This window comes from Capilliphycus salinus ALCB114379, assembly GCF_047276495.1.
In the GTDB taxonomy this organism is placed as follows: Bacteria; Cyanobacteriota; Cyanobacteriia; order Cyanobacteriales; family Microcoleaceae; genus Capilliphycus; species Capilliphycus salinus.
The window spans coordinates 4,323,819-4,347,417 of the sequence record NZ_CP178543.1 but is presented as its reverse complement, the minus strand read 5'-3'; the positions used below and the strand labels follow the sequence as shown (position 1 = coordinate 4,347,417).

Here is a 23,599-nt window from a genome sequence, read left to right as displayed (position 1 = left end):
ACTTTTTATCCTTCCTCTGTTGATATATCCTACTCATAAGAATCATGCAACACGTTTCTAGTCCGAAATCAACAGTTCTCTTTTCAACCCGATTGTTGACCTTGTACTCGCTCTCTTTATTATTTGGAATTTCTCTCGGTTTATTCAATCCCCTGATGTCAACCTTTATGGAACAACAACAGGTTAGTCAGATTTCGATTGGGATTCATTCTACAATCTATTTTCTGGCAATTACGGTCGGAACTCCCTTCGTTAATAAGCTTTTACGTCAACAGGGAATTCGTCGTGTTCTGTTGTTGGGATTGTTGCTGATGGGGTTAAGTGCGCCCTTTTTTGCGTTAACTTCTTACCTATCTTTATGGTTAATTATCCGGATTTTGATGGGATTTGGGGTTTGTTGTTTATTAATAGGAGGACAGACTGCATTAAATTATTTTTCCCATGAGAACAACCGAGCAAGAGTGAATGGTTTTTACTTTCTGGCGATGGGGCTAGGACTAATTATTGGAACCATCTTCGGACCTCATTTTTACAGTCTTAATCCTCAGTTTGCTTTTTTGATGGGAGGTGGTGTTGTTGTTAGTGCTTTTCTCCTAGTTTTGTTTTGCCTGAAGAAGAAATTCATGGTTTCCATACCAACATCATCAAGCTTACGATTATTGCCACTTTTGAAGAAATTCAAATTTCCAATTCATGGGATATTTGCTTACGGAATCGCCAACGCTACTCTAATTACTTTATATCCCGTATTTATTCTCAACCAAAACTACAATGTCGAACAAATGGGCTTAACTCTATCAATGTTTTTTCTGGGCAATCTTTTGAGTACCGTTCCGGTCACTAACTTGGCGGATAAATTAGGTAAAACCCGGGTACTATTCATGTGTGTCTCTGTTGGTATCATTGTCACTTTAGGGTTGATAGTGATTAATAATTATTCGCTCATTCTATTATTTTCTGGGCTAGCAGGTGCAAGTATTGGCCCCATTTATCCCCTGTGTTTAGCATTGGTGGGAGAACAAGTCACTTCCAAAGAGTTAGGAGCGGGAATAGCCTTATTTACAACCAGCTACTCTTTAGGAAATGCAGCCGGCCCGATATTGTCTTCTCTAATGATGGCAATGTTTGGCAATCGTTTCATCTTTAGTGCGTTTATTCCTCTCTATATCTTCTTATTGCTGCGAATGAGAGGGATGGGGAAAAAACAACTAAACTTTGAATAATAAATGAATCAATTTCTTCATCCTGACATCGACATCTAAAATCGCAACATCTTTCACCGTTTAATTTACTTTAGGAGTTATCAATCATGCGGACTTACTCTCTTTCAATTGCTTTCACTTTGACGACTGCTGTAACAACCGGACTACCCCTTGCGGTTCAAGCTGCTACTTTTAATTACGATCAACTGCAATTAATCACAACTCGTCCGATTGAATCTAACACTTTTCTCTCTTTTACGGGTACACAAACTGCTTTTTTCAATTCAGATCGCAATGCTCCTGATAGCGGTCATCTCGAAATTAGTCTCAATTCACCTAAAAATCCTGCTCCTTATTATGCGACTGGTCTTCAATCTAGCCCTTTGGCAACGGGAGAAACACGTTCTGCAAGCTTGGATGGTGTTAACAACTTTACTAACTTTTTTAATTACCTAACAGACAACAATATTGACTTCAATGATATTGGGTTTGGCTACGGACAAAAAAGTGACCGAGCTTTGACAGAAACGTGGAATTTAGGAGATGATCTTTTGGGTCAAGACTGGTTTGCAAGTCCTGATTCTACAATTGAAGAACGGATTTATCAAGCCGATCCTAATGCCGTAGAAAGTTTCTTAACTTTCGGGGATACAAAATTCATTAATTTTGGTTATAGTCCTTTCTACGCCATTTTTGATGTCGGTGAGACGATAGAAACTGAAGACGATATCGATATCTTTTTTACCGAAAAATTGAGAGCGGAGAAAGTCAGTAGTTCAAATAGTTTAATCGATGGTTTAGCCAATGCCTTTCTACAGGACGTGAATGAAAATGGAGGTGGAGTTCAGTTTTTTATTGAAGATCTCGGTGTGGAAACTTCTGTTCCCATGTTTGACCCCAATACGGGTTTTGTTGTGGTTGATTTTCCCTTACCGTTGAATATACGAGCCGTCAGCGTTCCTGAACCGGGGTCAATTTTCGGCTTACTAACTATTGGTTCACTCGGTCTTTCTTCTATCTTGAAAAAAGCTAAATCTCACTAACAAATTCCCTCCGGGCTGGACTCAATAAATTTAACGGTTTCGAGTTCCAGCCTTAAACTGCTGTTAATTACTCCTGATGTTATACCAAATCCGGTTAAGCTAAAAGTTGATTGCGGAAGTCGGGAACAAGAAGGATCGGGAAGAAGAATTAAAAAGGGAACCTATTTTTTGAATGTGCTACTGTCACAAACGGATTTGGTATTAAACCTTCTGTTCCCCAATTCTACATAATCTGATGAATATTTATACAGATAAATTTTCACAGATCTGCATCTACAATCGCAACATATTTCACCATTTAATTCAGTTTAGGAGTTGTCAATCATGCGGACTTATTCTCTTTCAATTACTTTGACTTTGACGACTGTTGTAACAACCGGACTACCCCTTGCGGTTCAAGCTGCTACTTTTAATTACGATCAACTGCAATTAATCACAACTCGTCCGATTGAATCTGACAGTTTTCTTTCTTTTACAGGTACACAAACCGCTTTTTTTAATGCTAATCCCAATGCCCCCGATAGCGGTCATCTCGAAATTAGTCTTAATTCACCAGGAAATCCTGCTCCTTATTATGCCACTGGTCTTCAATCTAGTCCTTTGGCAACGGGAGAAACACGTTCTGGAACCTTAGATGGTGTTACTAACTTTACTAACTTTTTTAATTACCTAACAAACAACAATATTGACTTCAATGATATTGGGTTTGGCTACGGACAAAAAAGTGACCGAGCTTTCACAGAAACGTGGAATTTAGGAGACGATATTTTAGGTCAAGACTGGTTAGGAAGTACCGACTCTAGCATTGAAGAACGAATTTACCAAGCCGATCCTAATGCGGTGGAAAGTTTCATAACATGGGGTGATACAAAAATTATCAGTTTTGGTTACACGCCTTTCTATGCTGTTTTTGAATATGGAGAAAGTGAAGCAGTTGAAGACGATGTAGAGGTAATTTTTTCAGAAGCATTGACTGTCAATAAATTCAGTGATTTAAACAGTTTAGCCGATGGTTTAGCCAATGCCTTTTTACAGGACGTGAATGAAAATGGAGGTGGAGTTCAGTTTTTTATTGAAGATTTCGCTGTGGAAACTTCTGTTCCCATCTTTGACCCCAATACGGGTTTTGTCGTCGTTGATTTTCCCTTACCGTTGAATCTACGAGCCGTCAGCGTTCCCGAACCTTCGTCTATTGTAGGCTTACTTACTATTGGTTCACTCGGCCTGACTTCTATCTTGAAAAAAGCTAAATCTCAGTAACAATTTACCTTCGGCTGGACTCCAACAATTGAAAAAAACTGTTGCGAGTTCCAGCCTTAAACTGCTGTTAATTCCCTCTCCTCATTAGACATGGTTAGAAAATTAGACATTGAAGACTCAGAATTCTTTAAACCTAGAATCCGTTGGACTGTAATTCTTTCAAGTATCGGAGTCGTGGTAATTGGTGCTAATCTTGCTTACTTGCTTCAGTCAACTGGGGGATCAACTGCGGGATTATTTGCCATCGGGTCTGATGTGGTTGATGCGATAAAATCCTCAACTCAGCAATCTCCTGAAACCTCTATTAATCCAACCGAAACTATTCCGAAAATTAAATCAATTACCGCTTTAGGACGCCTCGAACCTCAAGGCGAAACCGTAGAATTGGCTCCCCCTCAAAATTTGAATGGTGCAAGAGTAATTGAATTGCGGGTTAAAGAGGGAGATTTAGTTGAGGAAAATCAAGTCGTTGCGGTGTTAGAAAATCGCGATCTTCAAGATGCTGCGGTTAAACTCGCAGAACATGACATTAAAATAGCCCAAGCCAATTTGGAAATTATTAAAGCGGGGGCAAAATCAGGAGAAATAGAATCTCAAAAAGCAACAATTCAAAGATTACAAGCACAATTAGAAGGGGAACGTATTAGTTATCAAGCAAAAATTGCCCGTCTCGAAGAACAATTACGAGGAGAAAAAGCAACTCAAGAAGCAAGAATTGATCGTTTATCTGCGGAACTGAACAATGCTCAAAGCGAGTTTGAACGTTTTAAATTATTAGTAGAAGAAGGGGCGATTTCACGCTTAGATTTGGAGCGCCGTCATCTAACTTTAGAAACCGCTACAGAAAGAGTTAGAGAGGCAAAAGCAAATTTGGATAAAACTATTGCCACTATCAATCAAGAAATTCGAGAAGTCAAAGCGAATTCACAACAATCTGAAAATACAGTTGATCAACAAATTCAAGAAGCCAAAGCAAATCTCGATCGCATTACCGAAGTGCGACAGGTAGACGTTTATAAAGCGGAAGCCGAAATTCAAAGGGCAAAAGCCGCTTTACAGCAGGAAAAACAGCAATTAGAATTAACCTATGTTCGCTCGCCGATGAACAGTCGTGTGCTGCAAATTCACACTTATCCCGGCGAAAGTGTTCAACCGGGCGAAGGAATTGTAGCAATCGGAAAAACCGATAAAATGATGGTAACAGCAGAGGTTTATGAGAGTGATATTGGTCAAGTAAAACCCGGACAAACTGTTACTATCGAAAGCGAAAATGGAGCTTTTTCTGGTGAACTTCAAGGGACGGTTAGTGAAGTGGGTTGGCTGATTAATCGACAAGGAGTTTTTAACAGCGATCCGGCTTCCGATGTCGATAACCGAGTCGTAGAAGTTAAAATCCAAATTGCCGAACAAGATCGAGCCAAAGTTGCTCATTTAACCTACTCCCGTGTGATTGTCAAAATTATCCTTTAGAACGTTTATGAAAGCTCCTCTGGCTTGGTTACAACTCATTCATAATAAACCTCGTCTTTTGGTTGCATTGGCGGGTATTGGTTTTGCGGATTTGCTCATGTTTCTTCAGCTTGGTTTTCAGGCTGCACTTTTTGAAAGTAACGTCAAATTGCATCAAAGTTTTCAGGGCGATTTGTTTTTGTTGAGTCCTCAATCTAATGCGAGTGTGACGATGAAACCCTTTTCTCGTCGGCGAATTTATCAATCATTAGCCGTTGAGGGGGTTCAATCTGCTACGTCTGTTTATATGGATTTTGCAATCTGGAAAAATCCGGTAAATGGTCAGAGTCGGGGTTTATTAGTTTTTGGTTTAAATCCCGATAGTAATCCTTTGAATTTACCCAATTTGTCGGCAAATATTGATGCGATAAAACGGAAAGATACTTATCTATTTGATGACTTATCCAGACCGGAATTCGGGCCTATTCCTGCTTTAATTGCCGAAGAAAAAACGGTGACAGCAGAAATGGAATATCGGCGAGTAACCATTGGCGGACTCTTTTCTTTGGGGGCTTCTTTTGCTGCGGATGGAAATCTCATTACCAGCGATACTAATTTTCATCATCTCTTTCCTCACCGCAATCAAGGATTAATTGATATTGGGGTGATTCAATTGGAGTCTCAAGCTAATTTAGAGGCGGTTAAAACGGCTTTGCAAAATCACCTTCCTCCCGATGTTTTGGTGCTGTCAAAACAGGAGTTTGTCACCTGGGAAAAAGAATATTGGCAGACCAGTACGGCGATTGGTTTTATTTTTGCTCTGGGGACAGGAATCGGTTTTATTGTTGGCGTTTTAATTGTTTATCAAATTCTTTACACCGATGTTTCCGATCATCTCCCAGAATATGCAACCCTTAAAGCCATCGGTTATCGCAATCATTACTTTGTTTTGGTGATTTTTCAAGAGGCGATTATTATTGGTGTTTTGGGATATTTACCGGGCGTTTCTATCACGATGTTGCTGTATCACTTTGCCGCACAAGCCACGAATTTACCGATTTTGATGACCGCATCAAGAGCGATATTTGTTTTGGTTTTAACTATCATTATGTGCATCATTTCTGGAATGATTTCGGTTCGCCGACTAAATGCAGCCGATCCGGCCGATATTTTTTGATCAAATCATTAACGGAGGAACACTCAATCATGTCTGAACAATCTGTAATTGAAATTAGTTATCTCAATCATTATTTTGGAAAAGGTTCGCTCAAAAAGCAGGTTTTGTCTAATATTAATTTGAAAATCGAGGGGGGTAAAATTATTATTTTGATGGGTCAGTCTGGCTCGGGTAAAACCACATTACTCACTTTAATTGGGGGATTGCGTTCGGTTCAAAAAGGCAGTATTAAAGTTTTAGGAAAAGAACTTTATGGAGCCACTCCCAATCAATTGGTACAAATTAGAAGACAAATTGGTTATATTTTTCAAGCTCATAATCTCCTGGGGTTTTTAACCGCTTCTCAAAACGTTCAAATGTCAGCAAAACTCAACAAAACGATTCATCCCAGAGAAATTAAAAAGCGCTCCAATGCCATCTTAGAAGCCGTAGGCTTGGGTAAGCGAATTAACTACTATCCCGATGCACTTTCGGGCGGACAAAAGCAAAGAGTTGCCATCGCTCGGGCGTTGGTTAGTTCGCCCCAATTGGTATTAGCAGATGAACCGACTGCGGCTTTAGATAGTCATTCGGGTCGAGATGTGGTCAACTTGCTACAAAAACTAGCCAAAGAAAACAATTGTGCTATTTTAATTGTAACTCACGACAATCGTATTCTTGATATTGCCGACCAAATTATTTACATGGAAGATGGACGACTTGTGAATATTAATGAGCCGGCACTAAACCTCTAAAAACTTACTATTTTCTAGAGGTTGCTTTTTGATTACCTACTCAGTCCTTAAGTCGTTTAACGCCATTCCCCTTGCAACGTAAACGCAGCCCAATAGTAGGGAGATTTCCATTCGGTGTCTGTTTGCATTTCTAACTGCGCCCTTCTGAGTGCTTGTGTTGGTGATAAGTTTTCTTTGAACTTTATCCGGTAAAATCTTGTCATAAATTCGGCCGTCGCCGCATCATCAACATCCCACAAACTCACCAAGACTCGGGGTGTACCGGCATACATAAATCCCCTCGTTAATCCCACCAAACCTTCTCCGCGAACTTGTTTTCCGAGTCCCGTTTTACAAGCGCTCAAAACCACTAAATCTGCCGACAAATCCAGGTTAAAAATATCGTGGAGACGTAAAAACCCATTGATAGGATTTCCTTGGGGATCAATCATCGATAAAACAATCCCAGAAAGTTCGGGATTAACACTATTAAATAATCCATGCGTTGCAAAGTGAATAATTTTGTATTGATTCAGTTGGGGATCGGTGGCGATCGCTCGATTTGTGGCAAAATCAAAGGTATAAATAGTCTCAGATTCGGGTACAAGGGCGAGAATGGCTTCCGCTTCAGTGCGAGTCCCCGGAAGTCGTTCCCAAACACCAATATCCAATTGTCGGGCGGAACGACTAAGATTATACTGTTCCCAAGTTTCGCTTTGGGGGGAAGTTGGGGTTTGCAATCGGCTATCGTCGGAACTAAAAACCGGATCGGCAAAAATAGCAATACTTTTCGGTGCAGGTTCTCGTTTTTCCGCATCTTGGCGGAGAATACTTAAAGTTGATGCCGAAGGAAGATTGACGATTTCGTGATTAAAAACTAAGGGAAAATAATCTTGTTTTTCTGATGAATTGATCGGCACAGAAAGAGCAGAAAAGGGAAGATAATGTAAAATTCCATCACTAACAATTACTAAACGTTTATTCTTCAGTTGAGAAGCAACGGGCGCTAAAATCATCTCAGAAAGAGATTCAGAGGCTTTGGAGATCTTATCAGAAGTAGAACGTCGGTTAACAGCCCGAGTATAAAATTCTCGAACGGCTTGTTCAATTAATGCTTTTGGCGGGAGTTCATAGCTGGTAATATTATTTTTATTAACAGCCCAAAGAAAGCTGCGTTTCTCACCTAAAGCGTATTGCAAAAGTAGCGTATCATCATCCAGAATTTGTTGCTGAATTTCTTCTAAAGTCAGGGGTTGAGGTTGAGTCAGCGCCGCATAACTTGGACTGGTTTCGCGGATTTTCGTTTGGACTTCTTCATATTTATCCAGAAGATATTGTCGTTCTTGTTCGATAGCCGTTTTTTCTTCTACGCTGTCATTTTCACTTTGATAAACTTCCACTCGTCGTTGTTCGACTGCATCTAATTGTTGCTGTAAACTTCGTTCTTGAATCACCAATTGCGGGTCAACACCTTTACGAATATCGGTGTTAGCTTCGGCGAGAAGTTCGAGGAGACTTCTAGCTTTAGAACGTTCGCTGATATTGAGCGCTTCAGCATCGTATCCTTGAGACGGATTTTGTTGATGCAGTTCCATTAATAAGTCGATATAGAACTCATAATAGTCTTGTTTGGATGCAAAAAAAGCCAGACGTTCTTCTGGAGAATTTTTCTTTTCTCGTACTTCTTCAATTAAATAAATTGCTATTTTAATCTGACTTAAAGCCTCCTCAAGATTCCCCTTTTGTTGTTCAACGACAGCAAGACCCAATCGATTTTCCGCTTGCGCTTCAGGATAGTTATCCCTTTGCAAGTTTAGGGATTTATTGAAGAACTGCAAAGCCTTTTCAAGTTCTCCTAACTTAGAATAAACTTTCCCCATTTCTCTATAAAGAAAAGAACTCCGTTCTTGATTATAATCTAGAGCTTGCTGTAAAAAATTCAACGCTTTGTCGAATTCTCCTAATTCCGAGTATATCCGTGCAATATTTATAGAAATAAAGCTCGAATCATAAGCGGAACTGGTATCATTTTCTTGGGAAATTTTGAGCGCTTGCTGGTAAATTTCTAAAGCTTTTTCTAAATTTCCGAACTGCTGATAAACTTCACCGATTTTATTGAGAATATCGGTTTGTTTTCGATAATTACCCAACTCTTGATAAATCTTCTTAGCTCGATTGTAAAATTCTAAGGCTTTTTCCTCATCTTTGAGTTGGGAGTAGCTATCACCGATTTCTGTGAGTATCGAGGCTTCTTTACTGCGATTATTAATTGTTTGAGCAACTCTCAAGCCTTGATTAAAAAATTCTAAAGCTTGTTGATAGTTTCCACTATAATAATAAATTCTAGCAATCGAAATTAAAGTATCTGCTTCTCCTTCAGAAAAACCGCTTTTTTGATAAACGATTCTCGCTCGATTGAAAAACTCTATTGCTTGTTTTGATTCTCCTAATTTAGCATAATCCTCACCAATCCGAATCAGACCAACTACTTCTCTATCCGGGCCTAATTTTTGATAGATAGTCCCGTATTGACTAAAAGATTCTAAAGCTTTTTCTGGCTCGCCAATCTGATAACAAAGTTTACCAATTTCTCGAAACATTTCCGAGCGTCTAACAATTTTTGATTGGGGGAAGTTTTGAGCATTCGTTAGGGATTTTTTACAGTATTCTAACGCGGTTTCTGAGTCTCCCAAATAAGCATAAATTCGACTCATTCTGATCAACATATCAAGGGTTCGTTCTTCTCGGAAGCTTGCATCTGCTTCTACCTCGTAAATTGCCAAAGCTTGCTGATAGAAATCTAAAGCCCTTTGAAACTCTCCTAATATTGTGTAAGTTTTACCGATTTCATAAATTGTCCATGCTTCCCCTGATTTATCGCCTTTTTTTTGATAAACATTTCGCGCCCGGTTAAAAGTTTCTATCGCTTTGTTTTTGTTTTCTAATTCATAGTAAAGCTGACCCATTGTTCTCAAAATTGCTGCTTCTTGTTGATAGTCTCCTAATTCTTGAAGAATTGGAATGGCTTTATTATAGAATTTGATTGCTATTTTTCCATCTCCCAGTTCTTTATAATCGGAAGCAATTTGAATGAGGATTTTTACAGCTTGTTCGGTATCGCCCTTTTCTTGAATAACTTTTCCGGCTTGCTGAAACGCTTCTAACGCTTGCTCTTTTTTCCCCAATTCATAGTAGAGTTCACCGACAATTCTCAGCGTATATGCTTGATCGCTAAAATTATTCATTTCTTGAAAAGCAACAGCAGCTTTACTGTAAAATTCTACTGCTTTTTCTTTGTTTTCTAATTCCCGATAAAAATACCCAAGTTGATTGAGTGTGTTTGCAGTTTCCTCCAGATTGCCAATTTTTTGATAAATTTTTAAAGCTTCATTCAGGCTATTCAATCCTTTTTCAGAATCTCCCAAACCGGCAAAATAAATAAACGAAATTTTATCGACTAATAAATTAGCTTCCGCTTCCAGATTTCCCGTTTCTCGATAAACCATGAGCGCATGATTGAAATATTCTAGCATTTTTTCCGAATTTTCTTGCTTTCCGTAGCGTTCAGCAATTTTAATCAGAAAACTCGCTTCGCCTTCATCATCTTGCCATTTTTGATAAATTTTTCTGGCTTGATGATAAACTTCTCTTTCTTGGGCTTCATCTTTTAATTGAGAATAAATATTTGCCAAATTAAATAAAACAACTGGTTGACGATAGTCAAATATTAATGTCTGTTGTTCGTCGCCGAGTTCAGCGTAAAATTCACTCACGTTCTGAAGCGTTTCTAATTCTTGATTGTAGAATTCTAAGGCTTTCTCTACCTCTCCTAACCGGAAATACATCAACCCCAAGCGATCTAAAATATTAGCTTCTCCAACCCCATCGCCAATTTCCTGATAAATACCCAATGCTTGAGTATAAAATTCTAATTGTTTTTCGCGATTTTCTAGGCTACCATAGTAATCGCCGATGCGGGTTAGGGTCAGTGCTTCTCCCTGTTTATCGCCTATTTCTTGGTAAATATTTAGGGATTGATTGTAGAATTCTAAGGTTTTTTGTTGATTGTTTGACCACCAATAATAAGCCCCAACACTCAACAGCCTTGCTTCGCCTTGACGCCAAGTCAAATCCTCCTTATCCAAAGACTCATTATTTTTTTGATAAAGGGCTAAAGCTTGATTAAACAAATCCCAACCGACTTGATCATTTCCGTAGCCAATCAGATACAATTCACTCAGATGACCTAACACCAATGCTTGTCCTTTTTGATCGCCAATTTGTTGATAAATTGCTAAAGATTTCTCAAGTAATTCCTGTTTATCTTCTTCATCATCATGTAAATAGCGACTTGCCATTGCATTGAGAAGGCTGGCTTCTCCCGATAAGTGATTAATTTCCCGGTAAATTTTCAGAGATTGCTGATAAAACTCCAAAGGTATTTTATCATCTCTATGCTGTTGAGTTAACCTTAATTGCGATAGCCGAGAATCGATGAAAAACTCGTGTTCAAATCTAAACTGTTCTTCTGCTTCCCCTTGTTCTAAGTTCGCAATATAAATATTTCCAATTTCACTCAGGGTCAATGCTTCTTGGAGGCGGTTCCCAAGTTCTCGGTATAGGCTTAAAGCTTCGTTGTAGCGTTCTAATGCGGGGGCGGTGGCACCCAGATTTTTGTAGATTTCACCCAGTTTGAGTAAGGTTAATGCTTCTTGAGATTGATCTCCTAATTTTTGCCATTCTAATCGTGCTTCTGACCATTTTTTGATCGCTTCTAGCTGAGATGGAATTGTTTTTTGCCGTGTCAGTTTTTCGGCTTCATTAACAAGCTGTTGAACTGCTGTAGGGGTTTGATGATTTTGAGAAACTGTTTCTGACTGTTGCAACCGGGGTGCATTTTTAGGATTAGATTCTGCCAATCCCAGTTCTGATAAAAGTAGGAGGTAAACCGATAAACTTAAACTGAGATGAATTGAGCTTTTAATTAAATTTCTAGAGGTCTGGAACATTTTAAAACTCACTTTGAACGGGATTTTTACTCAATGAATCAGCCAAGTGCAACAGATACTCTATCTACCATTTTGACTTATTTCTGGTTCAACTAAGCCTATGCAATTTATAACGAGTCCGACATCAACAAACGAAACTGCTAAAGTTGTTTAATCGCCAAAGAGCAGCGCTCGGGTTCCCGGACAGATAGAAGGCGATCGCTTCTGAGCCAAACCTAAGTTAAAATTTAAGGAACATTCTGAACCGGGCAGACGTCTGATGAAAGGGAATGTCTGATGAGCCTAGTTCGATCCATGAGTGAAAGTCTATCTATATCCTGGTCTGCGGCTGAGGCGACCGTTCCTCAACAAGTGCTATTGTCCCCTGAAAAGCTCTCTAACTATGACTTGATTTTGCGATGTCAGGAAGGAGTACAACCCGATCGGGCCGCTTTTACCGAACTTTTGCGTCGGTATCAGGTCCATGTCGATAAGGTATTGTACCATTTGGCTCCCGACTGGCAAGATCGTTCCGATTTGGCTCAAGAAATTTGGATTCGAGTTTACCGCAATATCAAGCGTCTGCAAGAACCGTCTAAGTTTCGGGGTTGGTTGAGTCGAATTGCCACCAACCTATTTTATGATGAACTTCGCAAACGCAAACGGGTTAAACCCCCTCTATCACTGGATGCACCCCGTTGTATTGATGATGGCGAAATTGAGTGGGAAATTCCCGCCGAACGTCCGGGACCCGATGAGGATCTCAGTACCCGAGAATTTTATGATTGTCTGCATGAGGCGATCGCTGATTTACCGGAAGTCTTTCGCACAACAATTGTTTTGCGAGAAATTGAAGGTTTGGCCTACGAAGAAATTGCAGAAATTACAGGGGTTTCTCTGGGAACGGTCAAATCGAGAATTGCTCGGGCGCGTCAACGTTTGCAAACCCAGTTACAACCTTATCTAAATAGTTAGGAAAATCTGTAAAGCCAGGTCATCTCAATTCTACATTGATACACTATTCAATAAGAGTGTTAAAGCCAGAAATGCATCATCACAAAGAGCGCGTTTCTCCCCAAGTTTTAGAAGCAACAGATTGATCCGATGACTTTAATTTCATTGACGTAAATTGACGGGGAGGTGTTACCATGAAGCCTAACTTTGAGTCCGATAACGATCACCCAATCCACCCAAACCCAGCATTCAATACCGAAGAAGAAATGGAACATCCGTCAGACGGCGATCTGAGCGATTATCACTATGAACTGCTCAGTTCCTATATTGATGGTGAAGCAAACCCAGAAGAACGTCGCCAAGTTGAGTATTGGTTAGCAACCGATCCTCAGGTGAAAAGTTGTTATCAACAACTGCGATCGCTGAGTTCTCACTGGGGGAGTATGCCAGTACCCACCTCCGAACAATCTGCCCCGGATGAATTGGTTCAAGCGGTCTTTGAAAACGTTAATCGTCGCAATTACCGCAGAGTGGCTTGGGGAGGGGGGGCGATCGCGGCTCTGTTTGTGGCGACTCTCTCCAGTCTAACCTTCGGCAGTTTTTCTCCCATTCCCCAGTACGCCTCTCGATCCAATACCGATCCTGAACCCCTCAAAATTGCCCTCAATGAGCCAATTGTTCCCATTGTCAGAACCGATGCGGCCAGTATAACCGTCAATCAACCCATTATTCCCATTCCCGACTCCGCACTCTCTAACCCTCAGTAATAGTCGGAAGTCGGGAAACAGTGACCAGTGAACAGTGAACAGTGAACAGTAACCAGTGACCAGTGATAAGTACCATGCTACTGTTAACTGATCACTGCCTATTCCCTATTCCCTGTTCCCTAATAACTGGTGACTGGTGACGGGTTCTGAGTGACTGTCTATTCCCTGGGCGATCGCGTTCCAATTCCCGTCGGGAAGGTAAACGCCTTGATAATGCTCAATTTTAGCCGGATTCATTAGATAAACCCAGGCCACCTCTAACGGTTGAAAGTCGGGGGTTAGGGTTTGAATTTGTTGGCGTTGGTATTCATTTTGTTCGGGCTGGCGATCGCGTTGATAATCTTCTAAACGATCTAAATCTTCAAAAATCGACTCATCCGGGAACGAAAGCACCGCACCCGAAACCCAACCCTCTCCCGGTGTCATCCCCGGATAACCCAATGAGAGGTGAAAAAGTTGACCCTCTGCGATCGCCAGACGTTCCCGCACGACTCGACCGGCGCAATATCGCTGATAATTGCACTCCCCCGGTTTGAGGGTACCGTAAACAAAAATATGAATCAGATTTTCTGCCATTCCCGATCTAAAAACCCACTATTTAACATACTTATAACTATTTGTCAAGAAACTGTACAAGACAGGCTGTAGGGGGGGCGTTTGGATAACTTTTTGTTAACATGAGAACTAGCCCGAGTTTTCGGTTGAGTCTCTGTTGCGACCCTACTGTTAAGTCTAGTTTACATTTTTATCATTCATGCTAGCCATTCCTCTAATTGATTTTTCCCTGTCCCACCTGCCCTTGAGTGCTTTCTTCCCGGCACTTGACAGTATTTTCTCCACTCAAGGCGTGATGGTCATGCTGCTGGCCGCCTATGCAGCCGCCATGTGGATGTTTCTCACCAGCGCCCCAAAAGTGCATACTATCATGGTCAGCGATCTCAACGTTGCCCGCCAGTTTTATGAAGGCTTGCTCGATATGCCCGTTGCAGATGTTCCCCTGCACTATTATTACAACTATGAACAAACCTTAGGAGCAACAGGGATCGATCCGCTTTATATGTCTACCACCGTCGGAGGTGCGGCGACTAACCCCTCAGATGCGGGGGGTACTGATGGTTTATGGTATCAACTGATGAAAAATACTCAGTTACATATCATTAGCGGCGCAAGCTACGGCCCGAAGAACCGCCACCGCCATGTTTGCTTCGATCACGACTGTTTAGAACAAATTTTAATGCGCGTACAAACACGGGGCCTCAAGTTTAAAATTCGCAGCGAAAGACCTTTGAATTTTTTGGTCAAAGACCTAGAAGGACGTGTGCTAGAAATGTCAGAAGTTAAAAATTAGGATCTAAGAGGCTTAAGCGGAGAAAAAGGCTTAAGTCTCTTATCAATGGATAATGGATAATGGATAATTGATAATGGATAATGGATAATGGATAATGGATAATGGATAATTGATCATTAATTAATGAGGTTGAAGACCTCGACTTTCAAGGAGAAAAAAGAAAAATTATCAAACAACGGATCAGATAAGGAATTAACGGATTAACTTGTCTGCGAGTCGCATAAACCCCTGAATTGTTCAGGTCATCGGTACACCGCCTTGAAAAGGCGGTGACGGCGTAAACTCGATTCCCGAGTCACTTAATCCGTTTTCCAACAACGCTCCCGACTTTTTATTTTTTCTCTATCAATCCTCTTCATAAAGGATCGAGGTAATTATCCATTATCCATTATTAATTATCAATTATTGAAGATTAGCCGCTTGAACCGATCAGTTTAAACTTTGGATTGAGAATCGGAAAAAGACTGAGACGGAGAAACTTCCGACTCAATAACCGTTTCAACTGACGGGCGACTAAAGAGTTTAAAATACATCGATACAAAAAACTCTTTAATCGGAAAAGCGATAAAAGTGATCGGGTTAATTGTTACAATTATTGTTCGGATATCTGCACGGGCTTGTTTAACAATTTGTTGGGCAACCCAATCGGGCGACATGACACCAATGGGATTCAGATTACTCTTAAACGGCCCTAAAATCAACTTCCGAATCACGCAGGGCGCATCCAAACGTCTGAGGGTAATTAAATCTCCTAAAGTTCGTTTGCTGAGTTCATATAACGGACTCAATGCCGGACTGACTTCGGCTTCGGAGGTATTCACCCAGACTTCTTTTCGGGCAATATCAGTGTTGGTTTTCACCGTTGAAAGAAACAATTCTAACAACCGCCAACTGGAAAACGTATTAACTTCGTAGGATTGGGAAATGGCTTCGGGGGTGCGTTCTCCATGCACATTAATCCCATGATTTAAAATCAGAATATCGACTTTTTTGAATAACTCGGCCAGTTGATTTTCTTCGCCAACTTTCCAAGTGATAGTTTTGACAGGAAATTCTTTGTCATCAATATTGAGAATTACCGGTTCATCTCCAGACGTCAGGGCGATAATTTTCGCTTCGGCTTGATGAAGTTGTAACAAAAGACTGCGCCCTAAAGTTCCAGAAGCGCCCGTAACGGCTACGGTTTTGCCTTTGAGAGAAAGTGCTGTTCCCATGAGTTTATCTACAAAAGTGAGCGTACCACAAAAATAGGCGTTTTGATTGTCAAAGTGATGACGCCAGTGATAAGGACGGTTAACCAACCAATGAGAAGGCGGATGAGAAAATTCACCGGGAAGATGAGTGAGATCTGTCAGTTCATCCACTTTGGGAATGCCCAACCCCCGGGCGATCGCCGGCAGTAAAAACGAGAGGGTATACACACAACCGGTGATCGCAAACCTTTGATGTTCGGGGGCGAAATAATGGGCGATGATGGCAAAGATTAAGCTAAATATTAACATGGCGATCGCTTCGGGAACATCGTGATACCAGTTTCCCTGACGATAAATCTGGTCACTGACGACGGTATAATCTGGACGAAACACCCGATGATGCCAGACGTGCCAGCGGTACAGGGGCGGCCAGAGATGAGAGAGGACATGGTAAAGATCTCGAACCACTTCCGCTCCGAGTACAGTACCGAGTCCCCATGCGATGTGTTCAACCCAAATATTAACCATAAACCGATTATCCGTTAATGTTTCTCATTTTTCAGTTTGTCCGTTCGGGGGGCTTCTGTGGGGATGTTAGCATCCGGTTTCGGCTTCAATCACGCTCTAGTTGGGGAATATAAACCTCAACAGCGGTGCTTGAACCTCTCCAGTTCACAGCAGCAGCCTGCGGAAAAAAAATTAAGATTCTACTCATTTCAACATAAATTTTGATAATATTTTACATAACGACGAAAATTTCTCATACAGCTATTCGGAGTCTTACATGGCAGGATTATTTGGTTTATTTGGTAAAAAGTCTAATGATAATGGATCTGAGGGTGCTTTTTATCTCGACTCAGACGACGCCAAAACCTTTGGTGATATAGAGTATATGCGTAAACAACAACAGGTAAAGAAGACCTTCCCGAAAATCGCGGGTATACAGCCGACAAAAGTTTCTGACTCTGTAACCAAAGCGGCAATGGAGATGTCTAAACCTGCTTCTAATGGTTCTTCGGCAACCTCCTTTTCCTCATCATCTTCTTCATCTTCTTTTTCTACTCCCACCCCGAAAACAGAGCGGCGTCGTCCAGATACAAACTTAGACGAGTTCCGCAAAATGGCTCGGGACATGAAAAAGTAGTTTCCCACATCACGTTTTTGAAAACTTATTCTAACTGAAAATAACCTGCATGGCTATTAAGCAAGTCTCTGCCTAATAGTGATGCAGGTTGATTTATAAGCAAATTCGCTCTTTATACCATTTCTTTCTAATCATGCAACTTTTGATGATCCCCCCCAACCCCCTTGATCCCCCCTTGATCCCCCCTTATTAAGGGGGGTTAGGGGGGATTCCCTTATTAAGGGGGGTTAGGGGGGATTCCCTTATTAAGGGGGGTTAGGGGGGATTCCCTTATTAAGGGGGGTTAGGGGGGATTCCCTTATTAAGGGGGGTTAGGGGGGATTCCCTTATTAAGGGGGGTTAGGGGGGATTCCCTTATTAAGGGGGGTTAGGGGGGATTCCCTTATTAAGGGGGGTTAGGGGGGATTCCCTTATTAAGGGGGGTGGGGGGGGTGGCGTAGGCGTTGCCTATCCGAAGGATATAGCCTGGAGGGATCAATTAGATGCAGCTTCATAAAGAATTGGTATTAGGAGTCGGTGGGAAAACCCTAGTTATTAATGTAGACCCATTGCGTGTAAAGTTTTCGGGCCGGCAATACCGTCTGCGTGCAAGCCATAGTCATGCTGGAAGGCTTTAACCGCGTGCTTGGTGATATGGCCGTAGTAGCCGGTAGAGTTGGCATGGAAGTAGCCATAATGAGCTAACTTATCTTGGAGCTTCACAACCTTATAACCGCTAGAACCATGATGCAGGCTGTTTCCACAGTTGCAGCTTGACTTATGATAGCTGGCTTTCTTGTAGCTGGCTTTCTTGTAGCTCGGCTTGTGATAGCTAGACTTGTAGCAAGAGCTACCATAGCACTTTAAGCCTAAAGCTGAAGCCGTACTCGGGCCAACTACACCGTCAACGTGTAAACCGTAGTCCCGTTGAAACGCTTTAACCGCGTGTTTGGTGACTTTGCCGTAGTAGCCAGTGGCGTTATAACCGAAGTAGCCGTAATAAGCCAGCTTGTGCTGAACGTCTTTAACGTCAGAACCATAGTCTCCATAGTACAGTGCCGCTTGAGCCGGCTTACCCGCACTTAAAACAGCCGCACCAATGGCAATCGAGACAATGGGTAGCCAGCAAGCACCCGAGACTTTATTCCAGTTCATACCCCGGAATAAGACTAAACTCCCATCATTGGACTGACGGGGAGATTCAAAAGCGGAGACTAAATGAGTATAAGCTAGGGTATCCATGAAATCCTCTGCAAACTCCTTAAAGTTTTTTTTAGCGGTTGATCCTGTAGGATTTCCCGTGTATCTCCTACGTTATAACCATCAATTCGCTGAAAGTCTAGAGCTAATATACCTGATCGTACACTTTTTATCAAAAGTTAATATTCGCTCAGTTTTCAAAATTCAACGCAGAACTTTTTATCATACTATAAAAACGCCAGATCAAAGTCAAGTTTAGGTTAAATTAACATGAACTTTTATATCGGGATTGATTTCGGAACTTCGGGCGCCCGCTTGGTCATCACAGATCCAAAAGGCAATATTCATCAAGAGGTAGAATCTCCATTTCCAGAGTCTTCTTCCCCTAATGAATTACCTGTGATTTGGAAAACAACTTTATTTGATTTAATCGCCAAAATTCCCTTAGAACTTCGCCGTCAAACGGGGGCGATCGCGATAGATGGTACATCAGCAACGACGCTTTTGTGCGATCGACAGGGAAAACCCATTACATCGCCTTTGCTTTATAACGACGGACGGGGGGTGGAAATTATGGAACAATCTATCGCGATCGCCCCGGAAAACCATCCCGTTTTGAGTGCCACATCAAGTTTAGCAAAACTGCTGTGGTGGCAACATCATCACCGTGAAATCAACACCGAATCACAGCCGCTTTACTTTCTGCATCAAGCGGACTGGTTGGGGTTTTTGCTGCATGGAAAACTGGGCATTAGCGACTATCATAACACGCTTAAACTCGGCTACGATGTCGCTCATTTGCACTACCCTAGATGGTTGACAAATGAAATTAATCGTGAGTCAAACCCGCTAAAATTGCAATTACCCGAAGTCCTGGCACCGGGAACCCCAATCGGTGAAATTACCTTAGAAATTTCAGAACAATTAAACTTACCCAAACACTGTGTTGTCTGTGCGGGAACCACCGACAGCATAGCCGCCTTTCTCGCCAGCGGTGCCACCTCTCCCGGCGAAGCAGTGACATCGTTAGGTTCTACTCTGGTGTTAAAACTTCTCAGCGACACCCCCGTTAATGACGCTCGTTACGGCATTTACAGCCATCGCCTCGGGAATTTGTGGCTAACCGGAGGGGCGTCTAATACCGGAGGGGCGGTCTTGCGAGAGTTCTTCAGCGATCGCGAATTAGAAACCCTCAGCAATCAAATTAATCCCAATATTAGCAGTCCCCTCGATTATTATCCCCTATTAAAAAAAGGCGATCGCTTTCCGATCAACGATCCCTCACTTCCGCCCCGACTCGAACCCCGTCCCGATAATTCGGTCGAATTTCTACACGGTTTGTTAGAAAGTATTGCTCGCATTGAAGCCAGAGGTTATCAACGGTTGCAAGAGTTGGGCGCCACACCCCTGAGTCAAGTTTATACCGCCGGGGGAGGGGCAAAAAATCCAGTTTGGACAACAATTCGAGGACGTTATCTCAAAGTTCCGATGGTTCAACCGATACACACCGCCGCCGCCTATGGTGCCGCTCGGTTAGCTTACGGAGTTGAGAAGTCGTGATGTTGGTGTAGGGGTGGGTTCTAAATAGATCTATCATCTCCTCGCAACAGTTTATATAAACCCGTCCCTACATCACCGGGGCGGGTTCTAAATAGATCTATCATCTCCTCGCAACAGTTTATATAAACCCGTCCCTACATCACCGGGGCGGGTTCTAAATAGATCTATCATCTCCTCGCAACAGTTTATATAAACCCGTCCCTACATCACCGGGGCGGGTTCTAAATAGATCTATCATCTCCTCGCAACAGTTTATATAAACCCGTCCCTACATCACCGGGGCGGGTTCTAAATAGATCTATCATCTCCTCGCAACAGTTTATATAAACCCGTCCCTACATCACCGGGGCGGGTTCTAAATAGATCTATCATCTCCTCGCAACAGTTTATATAAACCCGTCCCTACATCACCGGGGTGGGTTCTAAATAGATCTATCATCTCCTCGCAACAGTTTATATAAACCCGTCCCTACATCACCGGGGCGGGTTCTAAATAGATCTATCATCTCCTCGCAACAGTTTATATAAACCCGTCCCTACATCACCGGGGCGGGTTCTAAATAGATCTATCATCTCCTCGCAACAGTTTATATAAACCCGTCCCTACATCACCGGGGCGGGTTCTAAATAGATCTATCATCTCCTCGCAACAGTTTATATAAACCCGTCCCTACAACAATACTGGGGCGGGTTTATATAGGTGATCTGTGGGAAAAACAAATTTAGAATAATTCTGTAGGGGCGGGTTGAGCCTGCGATCTTTACGACTACTCCGAGATTGAGGTAAACCCGCCCCACCCCATCACTAACAAAATCATCTAACTCGAATAAGTGACTGTTCGTTAATGAAACTCAAGGTTAGATTAGAAATAACAGATTAATGAACAATCAATCTATTGTTAATCTTGGAGGAATAAACAATGCAAAATACCTCAGTTGAAACTCGCAGTGAAGCCCAACAGTCTACTCGGTCTTCTGCACCAGTTGTTCATTTAGAAAAAACTCACCTTTCTCAAAATAATCGTAAAGATTTAGGGAAGCTCAAAGAGGATTTGACCGAAGAAATAAAGAAATATAAAGAACAAAAGAATAACGAGTTAACCCAGGCAAGACGGTTAAATCGTTGGTCAACTGGAATTGCACTGCTGTTAACCGCAGCAACGGCTATTTGTGGTTCTTCCCAGAAAGATGAAATCCAAGACTTAGTAACACCTTTAGGAACACTCGCTGTTACTTTAAATGGTTGGATTACTTCTTTTCCGATGAGTAAGAGAGTTTCTCTTTTTGAACGAACTTTGGTGAAAGCGGATAATTTACGCAGCGATCTTGAATATGAAGCGGAAACACAAGAGGATATCGAAAAAATTCGGGAGAATTTTAAATCTCTAAAAGTTGAATTTATTCAAGAAAACCCTAGCGATCAGCCAAAAGTTCTTTCGGCTAAATCGGCTCTGAAAAATTAAAACAGTCGCTTAGAAGCACTATCAAAGTTTTATGTCACTCGAACAAGTGACTGTCACCTCCAAAGTCTACAAGTTAGATTGAAACTAAGCAAACAAATTAACCAGCAAAGGAGTTCTACCTTGGTACAATTCAAACCTGAAACTCAAACTTCTTATTCTCAACCTCGAATTTCGAGTTTACCGGATGGAAACTATCGCTATGTTACCGCGAGAACTCCAATTACAGAAGCTGAACTGGCTCAAACTGAATCTTTAATCTTTTTGTTTCGCAAGAAAGGTAATAATATTACCGGTCAATTGAGCCAAGCCAACAGTTCTAATAGTATTTGTATTAGCGGTCAAGTTAATGGAAATACGATCACCGGTGCTGCGGTAGAATTGTCTGAACCGGGTGATGAAGCAATTTTGAGAAATTGTGGCGAAGAATTTGTGGTTTGGGATGTTGCGGGTTCTCTGCGAGTTCGTCGGGGTAAAAAAGAAGGAAATAAAGTCATTTATAAGAGCGTAATTTTTGACCTCAATGGTTACAACCGCATCAACGCCGGGACTGTATTCCCTCCGGTTAGCTGTCCTTTCTAAGATTAACTAAACCCTGATCCTACGCAAAAATCTGATTTTTCTGTTAACGAGTGCAAAAGGTTTGGAAATAGCAAGACAGAGCAATGATTAAAGTGTTCTGTCTGCTCTTTTATCAATGGATAATGGATAATGGATAATGGATAATTAATTAATCAGGTTGAAGACCTCTCCTTTCAAGGAGAAAAAAGACAAATTATTAATGATCAATTATTGAACGTTCTCTGGGGGAACGGCCCAAAATCCCATCGGTCGAAAAACGAGAGTGAGAGTGAGATTGAAAAGATTTTAGCAGAAATATAAACTTTTTAATCAGTCCTCAGCCAAAAGTACACTTTGCTGTTAAGATCGGAAAGCCGGATTTTAACCACTGGGTACTAATACACAAAAGATTAAGTCAGAAGAAAATTTAGCGGTATTTAAACCAAGAAGACTTAATCTGTAATTAAGTGAATGCAGGATGTGAATCATGGGAGAACACAAACGCATCGGCATCTTAACCAGTGGGGGAGACTGTGCGGGCTTGAATGCGGCCATTCGAGCGGCAGTTTATCGAGCAGTTGGAACTTACGGTTGGGAAGTGTTAGGAATTCGTCAAGCCACCAACGGTTTGATGTCTCGTCCGCCGGATGCTATCAATTTAACCATTGAAAAAGTACAGTCGATTCTAACGCATGGAGGCACCATGTTAGGAACGACAAATAAGGGTAATCCTTTTGCTTTTCCAATGCCGGATGGTAGCTTACTCGATCGTTCAAATGAAATTATTGAGGGCTACCATTTACTGGGATTAGATGCGTTAATTGGGATTGGTGGAGATGGAAGTTTAGCGATTTTACGAAAAGTCGCCGAACAGGGAAATCTCAATCTTGTGGGTATTCCCAAAACCATTGATAATGATGTCGGAAGTACGGAATTATCGATTGGATATCACACCGCAGCTACAATTGCCACAGAAGCAATCGATCGCCTACATTTTACCGCAGCGAGTCACAGCCGGGTGATGATTGTGGAAGTGATGGGACGCGACGCCGGACATATTGCTTTGCGATCGGGAATTGCAGGCGGGGCGGATGTGATTTTAATCCCGGAAATTTCCTACAGTTTGGAAAAGATTTGTGACCAAATTAGGGAACGTCAAAAACAGGGTAAAAACTATTGTTTAATTGTCGTTGCGGAAGCGGTAAAAACAGAAACCGGAGATGCCATGACCAACACCGATTTTCACGGAGAATCTCGACTGCGGGGAATTGGTCAATATTTGGCGGATAAAATAGCGGCTTGTAGCGGGGCGGAAACCCGAGTCACGGTTTTGGGTCACGTTCAACGGGGCGGAACCCCGACAATGACGGATCGGGTGATCGGTTCGGCTTTTGGGGTGGCTGCGGTTGATTTGATTGCCGATCAAAAGTACGATCGCATGGTAGTTTGGCACAATCGTCAAGTCGAAAGTGTTCCCATTGCTGAGGCGATCGCTCAATATCGGGCGATCGATCCGAATGATATTTTGGTAAAAACGGCTCGCAGTATGGGAATTTGTTTGGGAGACTGAGACAATAATATACAGTAACTCCTAACTGTTT

The 23,599-nt window shown here is 41.8% G+C and carries 18 protein-coding genes; 14 read left to right on the top strand and 4 right to left on the bottom strand.

What is annotated here, in order from left to right; translation table 11 throughout:
* Positions 1 to 44: 44 nt before the first annotated feature.
* The 6 genes from ACL6C3_RS17920 (at position 45) to ACL6C3_RS17895 (ending at position 6,865) form a co-directional block, all read left to right on the top strand.
* The gene (locus tag ACL6C3_RS17920; protein ID WP_413160366.1) at positions 45 to 1,223 is read left to right on the top strand and encodes an MFS transporter; all 1,179 of its coding nucleotides are present in this window, start codon (positions 45 to 47) and stop codon (positions 1,221 to 1,223) included.
* A gap of 86 nt (positions 1,224 to 1,309) precedes the next feature.
* Positions 1,310 to 2,245 (top strand): PEP-CTERM sorting domain-containing protein, encoded by a 936-nt coding sequence (locus ACL6C3_RS17915; protein WP_413160365.1) that lies wholly within the window; start codon positions 1,310 to 1,312, stop codon positions 2,243 to 2,245.
* Positions 2,246 to 2,569: 324 nt separating this feature from the next.
* Entirely contained in the window at positions 2,570 to 3,505 is a 936-nt protein-coding gene (locus ACL6C3_RS17910) for a PEP-CTERM sorting domain-containing protein (RefSeq protein ID WP_413160363.1), read from the top strand.
* 90 nt (positions 3,506 to 3,595) lie between these two features.
* Entirely contained in the window at positions 3,596 to 4,975 is a 1,380-nt protein-coding gene (locus ACL6C3_RS17905; protein ID WP_413160362.1) for an HlyD family efflux transporter periplasmic adaptor subunit, read from the top strand.
* Between the two features lie 7 nt (positions 4,976 to 4,982).
* Positions 4,983 to 6,131, top strand: a complete 1,149-nt coding sequence (gene devC, locus ACL6C3_RS17900) for an ABC transporter permease DevC (RefSeq protein WP_413160360.1) — start codon at positions 4,983 to 4,985, stop codon at positions 6,129 to 6,131.
* Between the two features lie 29 nt (positions 6,132 to 6,160).
* The gene (locus ACL6C3_RS17895) at positions 6,161 to 6,865 is read left to right on the top strand and encodes a DevA family ABC transporter ATP-binding protein (RefSeq protein WP_413160359.1); all 705 of its coding nucleotides are present in this window, start codon (positions 6,161 to 6,163) and stop codon (positions 6,863 to 6,865) included.
* 56 nt (positions 6,866 to 6,921) lie between these two features.
* Here ACL6C3_RS17895 and ACL6C3_RS17890 read toward each other — a convergent pair whose 3' ends face one another.
* The gene (locus ACL6C3_RS17890; RefSeq protein ID WP_413160358.1) at positions 6,922 to 11,853 is read right to left on the bottom strand and encodes a tetratricopeptide repeat protein; all 4,932 of its coding nucleotides are present in this window, start codon (positions 11,851 to 11,853) and stop codon (positions 6,922 to 6,924) included.
* A gap of 294 nt (positions 11,854 to 12,147) precedes the next feature.
* On the opposite strand from ACL6C3_RS17890, the gene ACL6C3_RS17885 reads away from it, so the two are divergent.
* Together ACL6C3_RS17885 and ACL6C3_RS17880 are read left to right on the top strand one after the other, a co-directional pair.
* The gene (locus ACL6C3_RS17885) at positions 12,148 to 12,807 is read left to right on the top strand and encodes a sigma-70 family RNA polymerase sigma factor (RefSeq protein ID WP_413168361.1); all 660 of its coding nucleotides are present in this window, start codon (positions 12,148 to 12,150) and stop codon (positions 12,805 to 12,807) included.
* A gap of 173 nt (positions 12,808 to 12,980) precedes the next feature.
* Positions 12,981 to 13,553 carry an anti-sigma factor family protein gene (locus ACL6C3_RS17880; protein WP_413160356.1) on the top strand — a complete coding sequence of 191 codons (573 nt, stop codon included), beginning with the start codon at positions 12,981 to 12,983 and terminating at the stop codon, positions 13,551 to 13,553.
* Between the two features lie 105 nt (positions 13,554 to 13,658).
* Here the strand turns inward: ACL6C3_RS17880 and ACL6C3_RS17875 are convergent, their stop codons facing one another.
* Positions 13,659 to 14,129, bottom strand: a complete 471-nt coding sequence (locus tag ACL6C3_RS17875) for a gamma-glutamylcyclotransferase (protein ID WP_413160354.1) — start codon at positions 14,127 to 14,129, stop codon at positions 13,659 to 13,661.
* 178 nt (positions 14,130 to 14,307) lie between these two features.
* On the opposite strand from ACL6C3_RS17875, the gene ACL6C3_RS17870 reads away from it, so the two are divergent.
* Positions 14,308 to 14,901 (top strand): glyoxalase-like domain protein, encoded by a 594-nt coding sequence (locus ACL6C3_RS17870; RefSeq protein ID WP_413160353.1) that lies wholly within the window; start codon positions 14,308 to 14,310, stop codon positions 14,899 to 14,901.
* A 434-nt stretch (positions 14,902 to 15,335) separates the two neighbouring features.
* Here ACL6C3_RS17870 and ACL6C3_RS17865 read toward each other — a convergent pair whose 3' ends face one another.
* Positions 15,336 to 16,622, bottom strand: coding sequence for a bifunctional sterol desaturase/short chain dehydrogenase (locus tag ACL6C3_RS17865; protein WP_413160352.1), 1,287 nt, complete (start codon positions 16,620 to 16,622; stop codon positions 15,336 to 15,338).
* Between the two features lie 256 nt (positions 16,623 to 16,878).
* Here ACL6C3_RS17865 and ACL6C3_RS17860 point away from each other — a divergent pair, with 256 nt between their 5' ends.
* The gene (locus tag ACL6C3_RS17860) at positions 16,879 to 17,238 is read left to right on the top strand and encodes a hypothetical protein (protein WP_413160351.1); all 360 of its coding nucleotides are present in this window, start codon (positions 16,879 to 16,881) and stop codon (positions 17,236 to 17,238) included.
* Positions 17,239 to 17,772: 534 nt separating this feature from the next.
* Here ACL6C3_RS17860 and ACL6C3_RS17855 read toward each other — a convergent pair.
* Positions 17,773 to 18,459 (bottom strand): peptidoglycan-binding domain-containing protein, encoded by a 687-nt coding sequence (locus ACL6C3_RS17855; RefSeq protein WP_413160350.1) that lies wholly within the window; start codon positions 18,457 to 18,459, stop codon positions 17,773 to 17,775.
* A 228-nt stretch (positions 18,460 to 18,687) separates the two neighbouring features.
* On the opposite strand from ACL6C3_RS17855, the gene ACL6C3_RS17850 reads away from it, so the two are divergent.
* From ACL6C3_RS17850 to ACL6C3_RS17835, 4 genes are all read left to right on the top strand, one after another.
* On the top strand, positions 18,688 to 19,977 hold the full coding sequence (locus tag ACL6C3_RS17850) for an FGGY-family carbohydrate kinase (protein ID WP_413160349.1): 1,290 nt from the start codon (positions 18,688 to 18,690) through the stop codon (positions 19,975 to 19,977).
* Positions 19,978 to 20,897: 920 nt separating this feature from the next.
* The gene (locus ACL6C3_RS17845) at positions 20,898 to 21,440 is read left to right on the top strand and encodes a hypothetical protein (protein ID WP_413160347.1); all 543 of its coding nucleotides are present in this window, start codon (positions 20,898 to 20,900) and stop codon (positions 21,438 to 21,440) included.
* 120 nt (positions 21,441 to 21,560) lie between these two features.
* A complete protein-coding gene (locus ACL6C3_RS17840; protein WP_413160346.1) occupies positions 21,561 to 22,019 on the top strand; it encodes a hypothetical protein in 459 nt (152 codons plus the stop codon).
* Positions 22,020 to 22,485: 466 nt separating this feature from the next.
* Positions 22,486 to 23,568, top strand: coding sequence for an ATP-dependent 6-phosphofructokinase (locus ACL6C3_RS17835; protein ID WP_413160345.1), 1,083 nt, complete (start codon positions 22,486 to 22,488; stop codon positions 23,566 to 23,568).
* Positions 23,569 to 23,599 lie beyond the last annotated feature (31 nt).